The organism is Rhodoferax sp. P1_F3 (genome assembly GCF_056405715.1).
This window is the reverse complement of sequence record NZ_JBFUBO010000006.1, coordinates 171,891-185,614: the sequence shown is the minus strand read 5'-3', so window position 1 is coordinate 185,614 and position 13,724 is coordinate 171,891. Positions and strand designations below refer to the sequence as shown.

Genomic DNA, 13,724 nt, shown 5'->3' with positions numbered 1-13,724 from the left:
TCTGTCACAATGCCGCAACTTTAGCTGTTATAGCAATCTCCCAAAGGAAACCATCATGGCCAGCGAACTCATCAAACACGTTACCGATGCCACATTTGAAGCGGATGTACTGGGTGCGGCACAGCCCATCCTCGTGGACTACTGGGCAGAGTGGTGCGGCCCTTGCAAGATGATCGCCCCCATCCTGGACGAAGTGTCCACGACCTACGAGGGCAAGCTGCAAGTGGCCAAGATGAACGTGGACGAAAACCGCGACATCCCCGCCAAGTTCGGCATCCGCGGCATCCCCACCCTGATGCTGTTCAAGGGCGGCCAACTGGCTGCCACCAAGGTCGGCGCCCTGAGCAAAGCGCAGTTGACTGCATTTATTGATCAGCAACTGGCCTAAAACGCCAAATCTGCAACCCGCAACCGTGACACTGCAGCACGGTTGCGTTTTCCTGTCATAATAAATCCCGTTCACCCGCCCACCCCAAGGCAGGCGCCGATTCCCGGCACAGAACGCAGAGGCGCTTACCCAGTTTTGCCTCTCCCCCATTCCCCCAGATTTTTGTAATTCGCCGAACATCGGTCAACGCCCTTACCGGGACCCACTCCATGCACTTAAACGAACTCAAGGCACTGCACGTGTCTGAAGTCCTCAAGCAAGCCGAAGAACTTGAGATTGAAAACACGGGCCGTATGCGCAAGCAGGAGCTGATGTTCGCCATCATCAAGAAGCGTGCGCGCACCGGCGAGCAGATCATTGCCGACGGCGTGCTGGAAATCCTGCCCGACGGCTTTGGCTTTCTACGCAGCCCGGACACCAGCTACACAGCCAGCACGGACGACATCTACATCAGCCCTAGCCAGGTGCGCCGCTTCAACCTGCACACCGGCGACATGATCGAAGGCGAAGTGCGGACTCCCAAGGATGGTGAGCGCTACTTTGCCCTGAACAAGCTCGACAAAGTCAACGGTGGCCCCCCTGAGGGCAACAAGCACAAGGTCATGTTTGAGAACTTGACGCCACTGTTCCCCAAAGAGCAGATGAAGCTGGAACAGGACATCAAGGGCGAAGAGAACATCACCGGTCGCGTGATCGACATCATTGCCCCTATTGGCAAGGGCCAGCGCGCATTGATCGTGGCCCAGCCCAAGAGCGGCAAGACGGTGATGATGCAGCACATTGCGCACGCCATTTCCGCCAACTACCCCGACAGCTATTTGATGGTTTTGCTCATTGACGAGCGCCCAGAAGAAGTGACCGAAATGCAGCGCACCGTTAAGGGCGAGGTGATTGCCTCTACCTTCGACGAACCCGCGGCCCGTCACGTGCACGTAGCCGAAATGGTGATCGAGCGCGCCAAGCGCCTGGTCGAACTGAAAAAAGACGTGGTCATCCTGCTGGACTCGATCACCCGCCTGGCCCGTGCCTATAACAACGTGGTGCCCTCGTCGGGCAAGGTCTTGACTGGCGGCGTGGACTCCAACGCCCTGCAGCGCCCCAAGCGCTTCCTGGGCGCCGCCCGCAATGTGGAAGAAGGCGGCTCGCTGACCATCATCGCCACAGCCCTGGTCGACACCGGCAGCCGCATGGACGAAGTGATCTTTGAAGAATTCAAGGGCACCGGCAACTCCGAAATTCACCTGGACCGTCGCCTGTACGAGAAGCGCGTTTTCCCGTCCATCCAGCTCAACCGCAGCGGCACCCGCCGTGAAGAATTGCTGTTGCAGCCCGAAATCCTGCAAAAAACCCGCATCCTGCGCCAGTTCCTCTACAACATGGACGAAATCGAGTCCATGGAGATGGTGCTCAAGCAAATGCGTGCCACGAAGAACAACAGCGAGTTCTTCGACATGATGCGTCGAGGCGGATAAGCTATAATCTTGGGTTTAGCGACAAGTACACAGGTTTTGAATTGGGCAGAGGTTTGCCCGAGGGCCTGATGCGGCTAGCGCAACTGATGGAGAAGATATGAAAGAAGGCATTCACCCCAATTACCGCGAAGTGTGCTTCCAGGACATGTCCAACGGCTTCAAGTTCGTGACACGTTCCTGCGCCAACACCAAGGAAATGATCGACATGGAAGACGGCCGCAAACTGCCCCTCTTCAAGCTCGACACGACCAGCGAATCGCACCCTTTCTACACTGGCACACAAAAATCCGTGGACAACATGGGTGGCCGCGTGGAGAAATTCCGCAACCGCTTTGGCAAGACCGCAGCCAAGTAATCTCTGGTTTCAGGCTTTGGCCTGTTGACCCGCAAGAGGCAGCCCGGAGAACCGAGCTGCCTTTTTTTTGCCTGACTTTGAATTCATCCGCCCGACTGTGAATCACCCTAATCCTGCCATCGTGGCCCAAGCGGCCGTGCGCCGCCTCCCGCGCTGGCCTCTGGTGCTTTTGTGCCTGGCCTATGTATGCGCCGGCTTTCTGGGCCGCGAAGCATGGCGCAGCGAAGACATGGCAGCGCTGGGCTACATGGGCGCTTTGGCCCAGGGTGCGACAAACTGGATGCAGCCTGAACTGCTGGGACTAACGCCCGACAACGGCGCCCTGCTGCCCTACTGGCTGGGGGCTTGGGCCATCCAGTTGGCACCATCTGGGGTGCCACTGGACTTTGCGGCGCGTGTGCCGTTTGGCTTGTTGATGGCTCTGGCCCTGCTGTCCACCTGGTACGGAACCTATTACCTGGGCCGCAGCCCCTTGGCGCAACCGGTCGCCTTTGCTTTTGGCGGCGAGGCACTGCCGACCGACTATGCGCGTGCCATGGCCGATGCCGGAGTGCTGGCCTTTGTGGCCAGCTTGGGGCTCGCCCAGTTGGCACATGAAACGACGCCAGCACTCGCCCAACTTGCGTTTAGTGCTCTGCTGTTTTATGCCGTGAGCGCCTTGCCCTACCGCAAGGTGGGGCCAGCCGTGGCGATGGTGGTCGGCTCGGCGGGCCTGGCCCTCTCGGGTGCTCCGGCGCTGGCCGTGTTGTTTGGGCTGGGGGGCGCGGTGGTGCACTGGCGTGAACAACCTGAAGAAGCCTCGACCTCAGGCAAACTGCCACAACGCACGTGGGAAAGCCTGGCCATGTTGCTGGCTACCTTGGCGGTTGCCCTCTTGGCCAAGGAACTGAACCTGTGGCGTTGGAAAATTGTGTGGCCCAGTTGGAGCTGGGCGGACTGGAACGGCTATGCCCAACTGCTGATCTGGTTCACCTGGCCTAGCTGGCCGCTAGCGCTATGGACGGTATGGCGATGGCGCCACCAGTTGTTTACTCTGCGCATGGCACGTCACGTGGCATTGCCGACCTGGTTTGCCCTGGTCACCGTACTGGCCACACTGGTATCCAGCGCGTCAGACCGCACGCTGTTGCTAGCCCTGCCTGCCATGGCATCGTTGGCCGCCTTCGCGTTGCCTACCCTCAAACGGCAGGTGGCTGCTCTGATTGACTGGTTCACCCTGCTGTTTTTCTCGGGTTGTGGTTTCACCATCTGGGTGGTGTGGATTGCTATGCAAACCGGCGTACCGCACCAACCAGCCGCCAACGTCGCGCGTCTAGCCCCGGGTTTTGAACCCAGCTTCTCCGCTGTGGCATTGGGCTTCGCTCTGGCGGCTACGCTGGCCTGGGCATGGCTGGTGCGCTGGCGCGTGGGGCGCCACCGTGCGGCTATTTGGAAGAGTTTGGTGCTGCCCGCAGGCGGTGCAGCTCTGTGTTGGCTGCTGCTGATGACGCTGTGGATGCCGCTGCTGAACTACGCGCAAAGCTACACATCTTTGGTGCGAACTACTGCGCAGTTAGTGGGCAAGAGCTGTGTGGAGGTGGCCAATGTCAACCCCGCACACGTCGCCGCCCTACAGTGGTACGGCCATATGGACTTGCAAAGCCGCGCCCCCGCCACATCTTGCCCGTGGATGCTGAGCGAACCGGGATTTGACATGGAAGTCAGCGAGCAGATCGACACCACGGTGTGGGCCCCTCACACGCTCGTGCGCCACCCTGTGGACAAGGGCGAAGCGATCTGGCTGCTGCACCGCCGCTAGATGCTCCGCAGCTGCCCGACTAGGCAGCGAGGCGAATAGGCTGCAAGGTTGGACGCACCCGCGGTGGGGAGAAAAAGATCGAAAAACTCGATCCTTTGCCCGGCACACTCTCAATGCTCAACTCTGCCGCATGGCGTTGCGCCACGTGCTTCACGATGGCCAAACCCAGACCCGTGCCACCCGTATCGCGCGAGCGGCTGCGATCTATCCGATAAAAGCGTTCAGTCAGGCGTGGCAAATGCTCTGGGGCAATGCCAGGCCCGGTGTCCTGGACGGAGAGCATGCCTCCGCCCACGGGTGAAGCCCGCCACACCACACGGATGCTCTTGTCCGCCGGCGTGTAACGGATGGCATTGCCAATCAGGTTGAACACCGCGCTGTGCAGCTCGGTCAAGGAACCAGCGATTTCCGAGTCCTCACCCATGTCAAACGCAATGTCCTGGGCCTCGCCCCACAGCATGCGTGACAAGTCACCGGCTTCTTGCCGACATTGCCGCAACAAACCGTGAACCGACACCCAGTCCTGAGCCGACGGCAAGGGGCTGCCTTCCAGGCGCGATAGCATGAGCAAATCGTTCACCAGGGTCTGCATGCGCTCGGCCTGCTGGGACATCAGCCCCAGATAGCGCTGGCGCTCGGGCTCTTCCAATGGCAACGACTGCAAGGTTTCCACAAACCCGGCCAGGACCGTCAGCGGCGTGCGGATCTCGTGGGAGACATTGGCCACAAAGTCGCGGCGCATGGCTTCGGCCTGTTCCACCGCCGTGATATCCCGCGACAGCAGCAGGTTGCGTCCTTCGCCATAGGGGTGCAAATGCACCGAGAGTTGAACAGGTTTGGAACTGGTGCTGTCACGACCCGGCATGACCACGTCGTGGCGAAAGTCACGCTCCGCCATGTACCCCGCAAAGCCAGGATCGCGCACCAGATTGCCAAAGTGCTGCAGCATGTCGCGACGCACGTCAAAGCCAAAGTGCCCCGCCGCGGTCTGGTTAAACCACTCGATACGCCCCTGCGCATCCAGCAGCACCACCCCATTGGGAGATGCCTGCAGCGCTGCCAGGAAATCCTGCAACTTGCTTTCGCTCTCGATGACCTGACGCTCTCGCGTGCGCAACAGGCGACGCATGCGGTCTGCGGCCTCGCCCCACAAACCCTGGCCCAGTGCAATATCGCTGGACTCCCCCCGGCGCAGCCACCCCAAAAGGCGCATGCCGCGGGACGCGTCCAGCAGCAACCAGAGATAACCGCTGGCCACCGCGGCAATGCTGGCGGCCCAGATGCGGTCCGCATTGGGCGACAAGTACCAACCCAACGCTCCCGCAATACCCTGCAAAAGCACAAACGACAGCAAACGCCACACCATAGAAGAGGCGCCCTTCAGGCGCTGGCCTTGTCGGTCACCACAGCCACCGCCGGCTTGGCCGTCAAACGGTAGCCCGCGCCTCGCACGGTTTCCACCATGGCACCGGCCTGGGCCAGCGCTTCGCGCAGGCGCTTGACGTGCACATCCACCGTGCGTTCCTCGATATACACATGGTCACCCCACACCTTGTCCAGCAGCTGGGCACGGCTGTGCACGCGCTCTGCGTGGCCCATGAGGTAGTGCAGCAGTTTGAATTCGGTAGGGCCCAGCTTGAGCGCCTGCTCCTGGAACGACACACGGTGCGTGGCCGGGTCCAGGCTGAGGCCGGCAATGGTGATCAATTCGCCCGCATCTTCGGGCGCGCGGCGGCGTAGCACTGCGCGCACCCGGGCCAGCAATTCCTTGGTGGAAAACGGCTTGGCAATGTAGTCGTCGGCCCCCGCGTCCAGCCCGGCCACCCGGTCCGCCTCATCGCCACGCGCGGTGAGCATGATGATGGGAATGTCCTTGGTACGCGGATCGGTGCGCCAGCGTTTGGCCAGCGTCAGGCCACTCTCGCCGGGTAGCATCCAGTCCAGCAGGATCAGGTCCGGCACACCCGCATCAATCTCGCGTTGGGCGGAGTCGCTGTCCATGGCCCAGCGCGGACGAAAACCGTTGTGCCGCAGATTCACGGCAATCAACTCGGCAATCGCCGATTCGTCCTCCACGATCAAGACGGCGGGCATGTTTCTCATTTGACGATGGACTCGATTTTTTCCATGGTGGTGTGGCGAACATCTTCGCCTTTGACCACGTAGATGATGAACTCGGCAATGTTCTTGGCATGGTCGCCAATGCGCTCGATCGCTTTCGCCAGGAACAGCAGGTCCAGGCTGGGCGAAATCATGCGCGGGTCTTCCATCATGTAGGTAACCAGCTTGCGCACAAAGCCATCAAACTCGGCGTCGATCAGGTCATCCTCTTTGAGGATGGTGACCGCAGCGTTCACGTCCAGGCGTGCAAACGCGTCCAGTGCCTTGTTCAGCAGGCCGGAAGCCAGGTCCGCTGCCACGCGCAGTTCCAGCGATGGCAGACTGCGCGGCGCACCGCTCTGGATGATGGAGCGCACCATGCGGGCAATCTTCTCGGCCTCGTCACCCACGCGCTCCAGGTTGGCCGTGGTCTTGGAGATGGCGATCAGTAAGCGCAAGTCGCGTGCAGTGGGCTGGCGCCGCGCAATGATGGAGGACAGATCGCGGTCGATCTCGATCTCCATGGCGTTCACACGCACTTCGCGGGCGGTGACTTCGTCGGCCACCTCCACGCTGAATTGCGAAAGCGCATAAATGGCCTGGCGAATCTGGGATTCGACCAGACCGCCCAGCTCCATCACCTGGGAAGACACGGAGGTCAGTTCGCTGTCGAACTGCGTGGACAAATGTTTATCGGACATGGTTTCCTCTCTGCTCTCAACCGAAACGGCCGGTGATGTAGTCTTCTGTCTCTTTGCGTGTGGGCTTGAAGAACATCTGCTCCGTAGCTCCAAACTCCACCAGATCACCCAGGTACATGTAGGCGGTGAAGTCGCTGCAGCGGGCCGCCTGCTGCATGTTGTGGGTCACGATGACCACGGTGTAGTCGTTTTTCAATTCGACAATCAACTCTTCGACCTTGGCGGTGGAAATCGGGTCCAGCGCCGAGCAGGGTTCGTCCAGCAGCAGCACCTCAGGCTTGATCGCAATGCCGCGCGCAATGCACAGGCGTTGTTGCTGACCACCCGACAGGCTGGAGCCGCTTTGGTGCAACTTGTCCTTCACCTCGGTCCACAAGGCCGACTTGCGCAGCGCCCACTCCACGCGCTCTTCCATGTCGGTGGCATTGAGCGACTCGAACAGTTTCACGCCAAAGGCGATGTTGTCGAAGATGGACATGGGGAACGGCGTGGGCTTCTGGAACACCATGCCGACCTTGGCGCGCAGCAGTGCCACGTCTTCCTTGCTGGTCAGCAGGTTCTGGCCGTCCAGCAGGATCTGGCCTTCGGCACGTTGCTCGGGGTAGAGCTCGAACATGCGGTTGAAGATGCGCAGCAGCGTGGACTTGCCGCAGCCCGAAGGGCCGATGAAAGCGGTGACCTTCTTCTCGGGGATTTCCAGGTTGATGCCCTTGAGGGCGTGGAACTTGCCGTAGTAGAAGTTCAAATCCTTGACAGAGATCTTGGACTTCAGAGGGGTATTGACGGTTTGGATCATGGTTTTACTCGGTTCGGGTGGGCACTTGGGCCTCAGGCCTTGCTACGGGTCAATACGCGGGCCAGGATGTTCAGGCCCAACACAGCCATGGTGATCAGGAACACACCGGCCCAGGCCAGCTGTTGCCAGTTTTCATACGGGCTCATGGCAAACTTGAAGATCGTGACCGGCAAGCTGGCCATGGGTTCGCTCAACGACGAGGTCCAGAACTGGTTGCTCAGCGCGGTGAACAGCAGCGGTGCAGTCTCGCCCGCAATGCGGGCCACAGCCAGCAGCACGCCGGTAATGACGCCGGCACGGGCTGATTTAAGGGTGATGCTCAGAATCACCTTCCACTTGGGCGCGCCCAGGGCATACGCCGCTTCGCGCAGACCGGAGGGCACCAGTTGCAGCATGTTCTCGGTGGTGCGGATGACCACCGGAATCACGATCAGCGACAGCGCCATGATGCCGGCGTAGCCTGAGAAAGACTTGAAGCGCGACACCACCACCGCGTAGACAAACAGGCCCACGATGATCGACGGTGCCGACAGCAGAATGTCGTTCACAAAGCGCACCAACGAGGCCAGCCAGCTCTTGGTGTCGAATTCGGCCAGGTAAATACCCGCCATGATGCCGATGGGCGTGCCCACAAAAGTGGCCATCGAGACCATCAAAAAGGAGCCGTAGATGGCGTTGGCCAAACCACCGACCTCGTTGGGCGGCGGCGTCATCTGGGTCAGCGTGGCGAAGGTCATGCCACCAATGCCCAGGCGGAATGTCTCCCACAGAATCCAGAACAGCCAGACCAGGCCAAAGGCCATGGCTGCCATGGCCAGGGTGGTGGCGAGCACGTTGACCCGCTTGCGCTGGGCAAAGCGCGCAGCACGGGCCTCGTGCAGGGCGCGGGCCTGTTGGAGTGCAGTTGCGGTGCTCATGTTTTAACGCCTTCTGCCTTGCGCAAACGCGACAGCAGCAGTTTGGAGAGGGAGAGGATCACAAAGGTGATGAAGAACAGCACCAGCCCCAGATACATCAGCGCGGCCTGGTGCAGGCCTTCGGCGGCTTCGGCAAACTCGTTGGCCAGTGCCGAGGTGATGCTATTGGCCGCCTGGAACACGCTCAGCGAATCCAGCTGGTTGAAGTTGCCGATGACGAAGGTCACGGCCATGGTCTCGCCAATGGCGCGGCCCAGGCCCAGCATGATGCCGCCAATCACACCGGTCTTGGTATAGGGCAGCACGACCTTGTAGACCACTTCCCAGGTGGTGGCACCCAGACCGTAGGCCGATTCTTTGAGCAGCGGGGGGGTGACTTCAAACACATCGCGCATCACCGCCGAGATGAACGGGATGATCATGATGGCCAGGATGATGCCGGCCGACAGAATGCCGATGCCCACTGGGGGGCCCGACACAAAAGCACCCAGGTAGGGCACGCCGGTCAGCAGCGCCTGCAGCGGCTGCTGCACATAGGTGGCCAGCACGGGGCCAAACACCAGAAGACCCCACATGCCGTAGACGATGGAGGGCACAGCAGCCAGCAGCTCAATGGCGGTACCCAGCGGGCGCTTGAGCCAGGTGGGAGACAGCTCGGTCAGAAACAGGGCGATGCCGAAACTCACGGGCACCGCAATGACCAGCGCGATCAGCGAGGTGGCCAGCGTGCCGTAAATCATGACCAGACCACCGAAGTCTTCCTGCACCGGGTCCCACACGGTTCGGGTTAGAAAGCTCAGGCCGTATTTGCTGATGGCGGGCCAGGCGCTGATGGTCAGCGAGGTCAGGATAGCCAGCAGCAGGGCCAGGGTGAGCAGGGCCGCACCCTTGGCCATCCAGCCAAAAATACGGTCCGCCATGGGGCCCGAACGGGCACGTTTCACAGGCGGTGGTTGGGTCATGGCGCGCGAAGAAAAAGTGGCAGTCGGGCTGGACGGGGAATCCCCATGCACGAGTGTAGATGACATGGGGAGGTTCTCCATCAGGTCCGTGTCAACGCGCTTTTACTTGTAAGCAATGGTTTTGCCAGCGCCGTCCTTGATCTCACCCCAGGACTTCTGGATCAATGCAATCACCGATGCAGGCATGGGCACGTAGTCCAGGTCAGCCGCTGTTTTTTCGCCGTTGGCGTAGGCCCAGTTGAAGAACTTCAGGGCTTCGGTACCGTTGGCGGGCTTGTCCTGCTTGGCGTGCATCAGGATGTAGGTGGCACCGGTGATGGGCCACGAATCCTTGCCAGCCTGGTTGGTCAGGATTTGGTAGAAGGACTTGTTCCAGTCAGCACCAGCAGCGGCAGCCTTGAAGGTGTCGTCCTCAGGCTTTACGAAGTTACCGGCTGCGTTTTGCATCACGGCGTAGTTCAGCTTGTTTTGCTTGACGTAGGAGTACTCGACGTAACCCATGGAGTTGGGCAGGCGGGATACGAAAGCGGCCACGCCTTCGTTGCCCTTGCCACCGGCGCCCACGGGCCAGTTCACGGCTGTACCCTCGCCCACTTTGGCCTTCCATTCAGCATTTACCTTGCTCAGGTAGTTGGTGAAGATGAAAGTGGTGCCAGAGCCATCGGCACGGCGCACCTGGGCGATGGCGGCGTCAGGCAGGGGCAGCGTGGGGTTCAGCGCCTTCAGGGCGGGGTCGTTCCACTTGGCAATCTTGCCCAGGTAGATGTCGCCCAGCACTTGGCCGTTGAGCTTGAGTTGGCCGGGTTCGATGCCCTTGACGTTGATCACGGGAACCACGCCACCGATCACGGTGGGGAACTGTACTTGGCCCTTGGTCTTCAGCACGTCGTCGGTCAAAGGCATGTCAGAGGCGCCGAAATCCACGGTCTTAGAGTCGATTTGCTTGATGCCGCCACCGGAGCCGATGGACTGGTAGTTCACCTTCACGCCAGTGGCCTTGTTGTAGTCAGACGCCCATTTGGCATAGATGGGGGCGGGGAAAGTCGCGCCCGCACCGGTAATTTCCTGCGCCGAGGCGCCCGTTGCAAAGCCCAGCATGGCCGTCACAGCGGTTGCCAAGGCTGCGCGTTGGAACAAGTTTTTCATGGAAGACCTTCAGTCAGTTGGTTAAAGGAACTAGGAACGACTGAACTTTAAGAATCTTTTATGACAGGTATGTGACATCGCGTTTCACAAAATCGTCACACAAGCTTTCTACGCTGCGCGCTTGCCTGCCACACGGCCTCCGGGCAAGGTTTATGCACGAAATTGGCCTCTAGCCCGCGTGGAATATGCGCAAGCAGCTCCTGATTTAATAGCAAAAATACCCATGAAAAACTCGCTGGAAACCACCCCTCCCCTGCTCACCCGCCGCCACCTGCTGCGCGCCCTGCCCCTGGGCGCCGCCGCCTGCGCCTGGCCCGCCTGGGCACAGGGCCCGCGCGCAAGCGCCCCCGGCCCCACCGTGCTGCAGGTGGTGGACACCTCGGCCGGCCAGATCGATGTATCCAGAGATTTTTTGACCGGTGCCCGGGCCGCGTGGCAGGACACCAATGCGCGTGGCGGTCTGCGCGGCAAGGCGGTGCGCCACCTGGTGCTGGAAATAGATGGCGGCGCCAGCTCGGTACGCTCGGCCGTTGACGCCCTCAAGAACCTGAGCGACTGCGTGGCCGTGGTCGGCACCGCGGGCGACCGGGCTGCCAGCCAACTCGCCACCCTGCTGCGGCGCGAGGTGCCAGACGTCGCCCACGTGGCTCCCTGGCTGCACAACACCGGCGCTGACAACCAGGACAGCACCTTTGGCATCTTCGCTACAAGGCAGGAGCAGATCACCCACGCCGTCAAATCGCTGTCTGTCATGGGCGTGTCCGAGATCGGCGCCGTGTTTGGCTCGCAGGCTGAATACGCCAGCTACCGCGACGACCTGGAGCAGGTAGCCAGCGGCTTGGGCATGCGCCTGAAGACCTACTACCCCTCCAGCGGCCTGCAAGCGCTGGCCGGCACACTCAACGCGCAAAGCCCCCGCATCCTGATCTTTCTGGGTGGCACGCCCGAGCTGGTGCAGTTTGCCCAAGGCATCGAAAAACAGGCGGCCCAGCGCTACATCGTGGCCATGTCCGACGTCAACCTGCAGGCGCTGCAACAGCTGGGGGTGTCGCGCTTTACGCCGGTGATTGCCACCCAGGCCGTGCCGCTGATCAACGGCAACCAACCCATCGTGCGCAGCTACCGCGAGACGCTGTCCCGCCTGTACGACGAACCCCCTACCCCGCAAAGCCTGGCTGGCTATATCTCGGCCCGCTACGCTCAGGAGGTGCTGCAGGCCGTGGAAGGCCCGCTGACCCGCGCTGCTGCGCTGCAGGCGTTTGCCCGCCGCACCCCTCTGGACCTGGGCGGTTTTCGCATCAACCCCGACAACAAGCGCAAAAGCAGCGCCTATGTGACCCAAAGCATGGTGGCCGCAGACGGCCGGTTAGTGGGCTGACGCACGTCCCAACGGCCAACGCCGGTGCTATGCTCCGCCACACTTTTCACATTTTTTACCTTTGGCAACGTCGATGCAAAACGGAAACCGCCTGGCCGCTGTGGACTTGGGCTCCAACAGCTTTCGCCTGGAAATCGGGCGGGTAGACCACGGTGAGTTCCTGCGCACCGAATACCTCAAGGAAACCGTGCGCCAGGGCGGCGGGCTGGACGAAGACCGCAACCTGACCCCTGCTGCCATGGAGGCTGGCTGGGAATGCCTAGCCCGCTTTGGCGAACGGCTGGCCGGCTTCAAGCCGCACGAGGTGCGCGCCGTAGCCACCCAGACCCTGCGCGAGGCGCGCAACCGCGATGCTTTTCTGGAACGCGCCAACGCCGTGCTGGGTTTTCCCATCGACGTGATCTCTGGTCGCGAAGAAGCCCGCCTGATCTACCAGGGCGTGGCCCAGATGCTGCCGGCCTCTGACGAACGCCGCCTGGTGATCGACATTGGCGGTCGCTCTACCGAGCTGATCTTGGGCACCGGCCTGACCCCCACCGTGATGGAGTCGTTTCGCGTCGGCAGCATTGCCTGGTCCAAGCGCTATTTTCCCGATGGCGGCTTCAGCAAAAAGTCGTTCGAGATGGCCGAGATCGCGGCCAAGGCCGTGCTGGACGAGGCGCTGGACGCCTACCCGCGCGACCGTTGGGACACGGCCTACGGCTCCGCCGGCACGGTGGGCGCCATTGGCGATGTGCTGGTGGCCGCAGGCTGGCCTGTCGGCGTGGTCACGCAAGACGGACTGGACTGGTTGCTGGAGCGACTGATTGCCGCGCAAAGCGCAGACCGCCTGCGCATGCCCGGTATGCGCGAAGACCGCCGCGCCATCATTGGCGGCGGCGTGAGCGTGATGCGCGCCGTCTTCAGCCTGCTGGGCATCACCGAGATGCAGCACGCCGCAGGCGGCCTGCGCCACGGTCTGATCTGCGACCTGCTGGGCGCCACACAACACTTTGGCGACATGCGTGCCAAAAGCGTGGAACGCCTGGCGCACAAATTCAGCGTGGACACGGCCCATGGCGAGCGCGTGGGCAAGGTGGCCACCCACCTGCTGCAACAGGCGCTGGGTGCATCCAGCACCGCCGCCAAAGACGAAGAATCCGACACGGGCCGCCAACTGCGCAAGCTGCAATGGGCCGCCATGCTGCATGAAATCGGCAGCCACATCTCCCACAGCGATTACCACAAGCACGGTGCCTACATCCTGGACAACGCCGACGCGGTGGGGTTTTCGCTCTCGGAAATGCACCGCCTGAGCCTGCTGGTGCTGGGACACCGTGGCAAGCTGCGCAAGCTGGAAGCATCGCTGGGGCAGGACGACCTGGTGCTGCAGCTGCTGTGCCTGCGCCTGGCCGTGATTCTGTGCCACGCGCGCCGTGCGCCGGACCTGCAAGGCATGGTGCTGCGCCGCGCCAATGCCAAAGGCCGCCAGCTCGAACTGGTGTGCCGCCCCGGCTGGGCTGCGGCCTTCCCGCAATCAGCCCACCTGCTGCGCGAGGAAACCCAGGCCTGGCAGAAGACGCCCTGGAGCCTGGAACTCAGCGGGCTCTGAGCCTTCTGGTTCGGTCGACGCGTAGGCCGGAAATCATGGGCCATGGCGGTAGGCGCCGACTACGTTGCCTTAAGTTGATGGTTGTATGCCGGCTAGGGAGAAGAGCGGAAGTCGCATGCC

The 13,724-nt window shown here is 61.6% G+C and carries 13 protein-coding genes; 6 read left to right on the top strand and 7 right to left on the bottom strand.

From position 1 onward, the window contains the following. Positions 1–55: 55 nt before the first annotated feature. The 4 genes from trxA (at position 56) to AC1DZ5_RS11670 (ending at position 4,013) form a co-directional block, all read left to right on the top strand. Positions 56–388, top strand: a complete 333-nt coding sequence (gene trxA / locus AC1DZ5_RS11685; RefSeq protein WP_310342054.1) for a thioredoxin TrxA — start codon at positions 56–58, stop codon at positions 386–388. 209 nt (positions 389–597) lie between these two features. Then, positions 598–1,860, top strand: coding sequence for a transcription termination factor Rho (rho, locus tag AC1DZ5_RS11680; protein ID WP_310342052.1), 1,263 nt, complete (start codon positions 598–600; stop codon positions 1,858–1,860). A 97-nt stretch (positions 1,861–1,957) separates the two neighbouring features. Continuing rightward, positions 1,958–2,215 (top strand): type B 50S ribosomal protein L31, encoded by a 258-nt coding sequence (locus AC1DZ5_RS11675; protein WP_138516054.1) that lies wholly within the window; start codon positions 1,958–1,960, stop codon positions 2,213–2,215. A 67-nt stretch (positions 2,216–2,282) separates the two neighbouring features. Then, positions 2,283–4,013 (top strand): hypothetical protein, encoded by a 1,731-nt coding sequence (locus tag AC1DZ5_RS11670; protein WP_477889178.1) that lies wholly within the window; start codon positions 2,283–2,285, stop codon positions 4,011–4,013. A gap of 19 nt (positions 4,014–4,032) precedes the next feature. Here the strand turns inward: AC1DZ5_RS11670 and phoR are convergent, their stop codons facing one another. The 7 genes from phoR to pstS form a co-directional block, all read right to left on the bottom strand. Further along, positions 4,033–5,379: a phosphate regulon sensor histidine kinase PhoR gene (gene phoR, locus AC1DZ5_RS11665; RefSeq protein ID WP_477889176.1), complete on the bottom strand. Its 1,347-nt coding sequence runs from the start codon at positions 5,377–5,379 to the stop codon at positions 4,033–4,035. A gap of 14 nt (positions 5,380–5,393) precedes the next feature. Then, positions 5,394–6,116, bottom strand: a complete 723-nt coding sequence (gene phoB, locus AC1DZ5_RS11660) for a phosphate regulon transcriptional regulator PhoB (RefSeq protein WP_477889173.1) — start codon at positions 6,114–6,116, stop codon at positions 5,394–5,396. Beyond that, entirely contained in the window at positions 6,113–6,814 is a 702-nt protein-coding gene (phoU, locus tag AC1DZ5_RS11655; RefSeq protein ID WP_310342034.1) for a phosphate signaling complex protein PhoU, read from the bottom strand. The genes phoB and phoU overlap by 4 nt, the downstream gene beginning before the upstream one ends. 16 nt (positions 6,815–6,830) lie before the next feature. Continuing rightward, positions 6,831–7,610, bottom strand: a complete 780-nt coding sequence (pstB, locus tag AC1DZ5_RS11650) for a phosphate ABC transporter ATP-binding protein PstB (RefSeq protein WP_477889171.1) — start codon at positions 7,608–7,610, stop codon at positions 6,831–6,833. Between the two features lie 32 nt (positions 7,611–7,642). Continuing rightward, positions 7,643–8,527: a phosphate ABC transporter permease PstA gene (gene pstA, locus AC1DZ5_RS11645; RefSeq protein ID WP_477889169.1), complete on the bottom strand. Its 885-nt coding sequence runs from the start codon at positions 8,525–8,527 to the stop codon at positions 7,643–7,645. After that, positions 8,524–9,489, bottom strand: coding sequence for a phosphate ABC transporter permease subunit PstC (pstC, locus tag AC1DZ5_RS11640; protein WP_477889509.1), 966 nt, complete (start codon positions 9,487–9,489; stop codon positions 8,524–8,526). The genes pstA and pstC overlap by 4 nt, the downstream gene beginning before the upstream one ends. 102 nt (positions 9,490–9,591) lie before the next feature. Then, positions 9,592–10,635, bottom strand: coding sequence for a phosphate ABC transporter substrate-binding protein PstS (gene pstS, locus AC1DZ5_RS11635; protein WP_477889167.1), 1,044 nt, complete (start codon positions 10,633–10,635; stop codon positions 9,592–9,594). Between the two features lie 223 nt (positions 10,636–10,858). On the opposite strand from pstS, the gene AC1DZ5_RS11630 reads away from it, so the two are divergent. Next, positions 10,859–12,013: an ABC transporter substrate-binding protein gene (locus AC1DZ5_RS11630; protein WP_477889166.1), complete on the top strand. Its 1,155-nt coding sequence runs from the start codon at positions 10,859–10,861 to the stop codon at positions 12,011–12,013. 73 nt (positions 12,014–12,086) lie between these two features. After that, the gene (locus AC1DZ5_RS11625; protein ID WP_477889165.1) at positions 12,087–13,604 is read left to right on the top strand and encodes a Ppx/GppA phosphatase family protein; all 1,518 of its coding nucleotides are present in this window, start codon (positions 12,087–12,089) and stop codon (positions 13,602–13,604) included. The last annotated feature ends 120 nt before the right edge of the window (positions 13,605–13,724 follow it).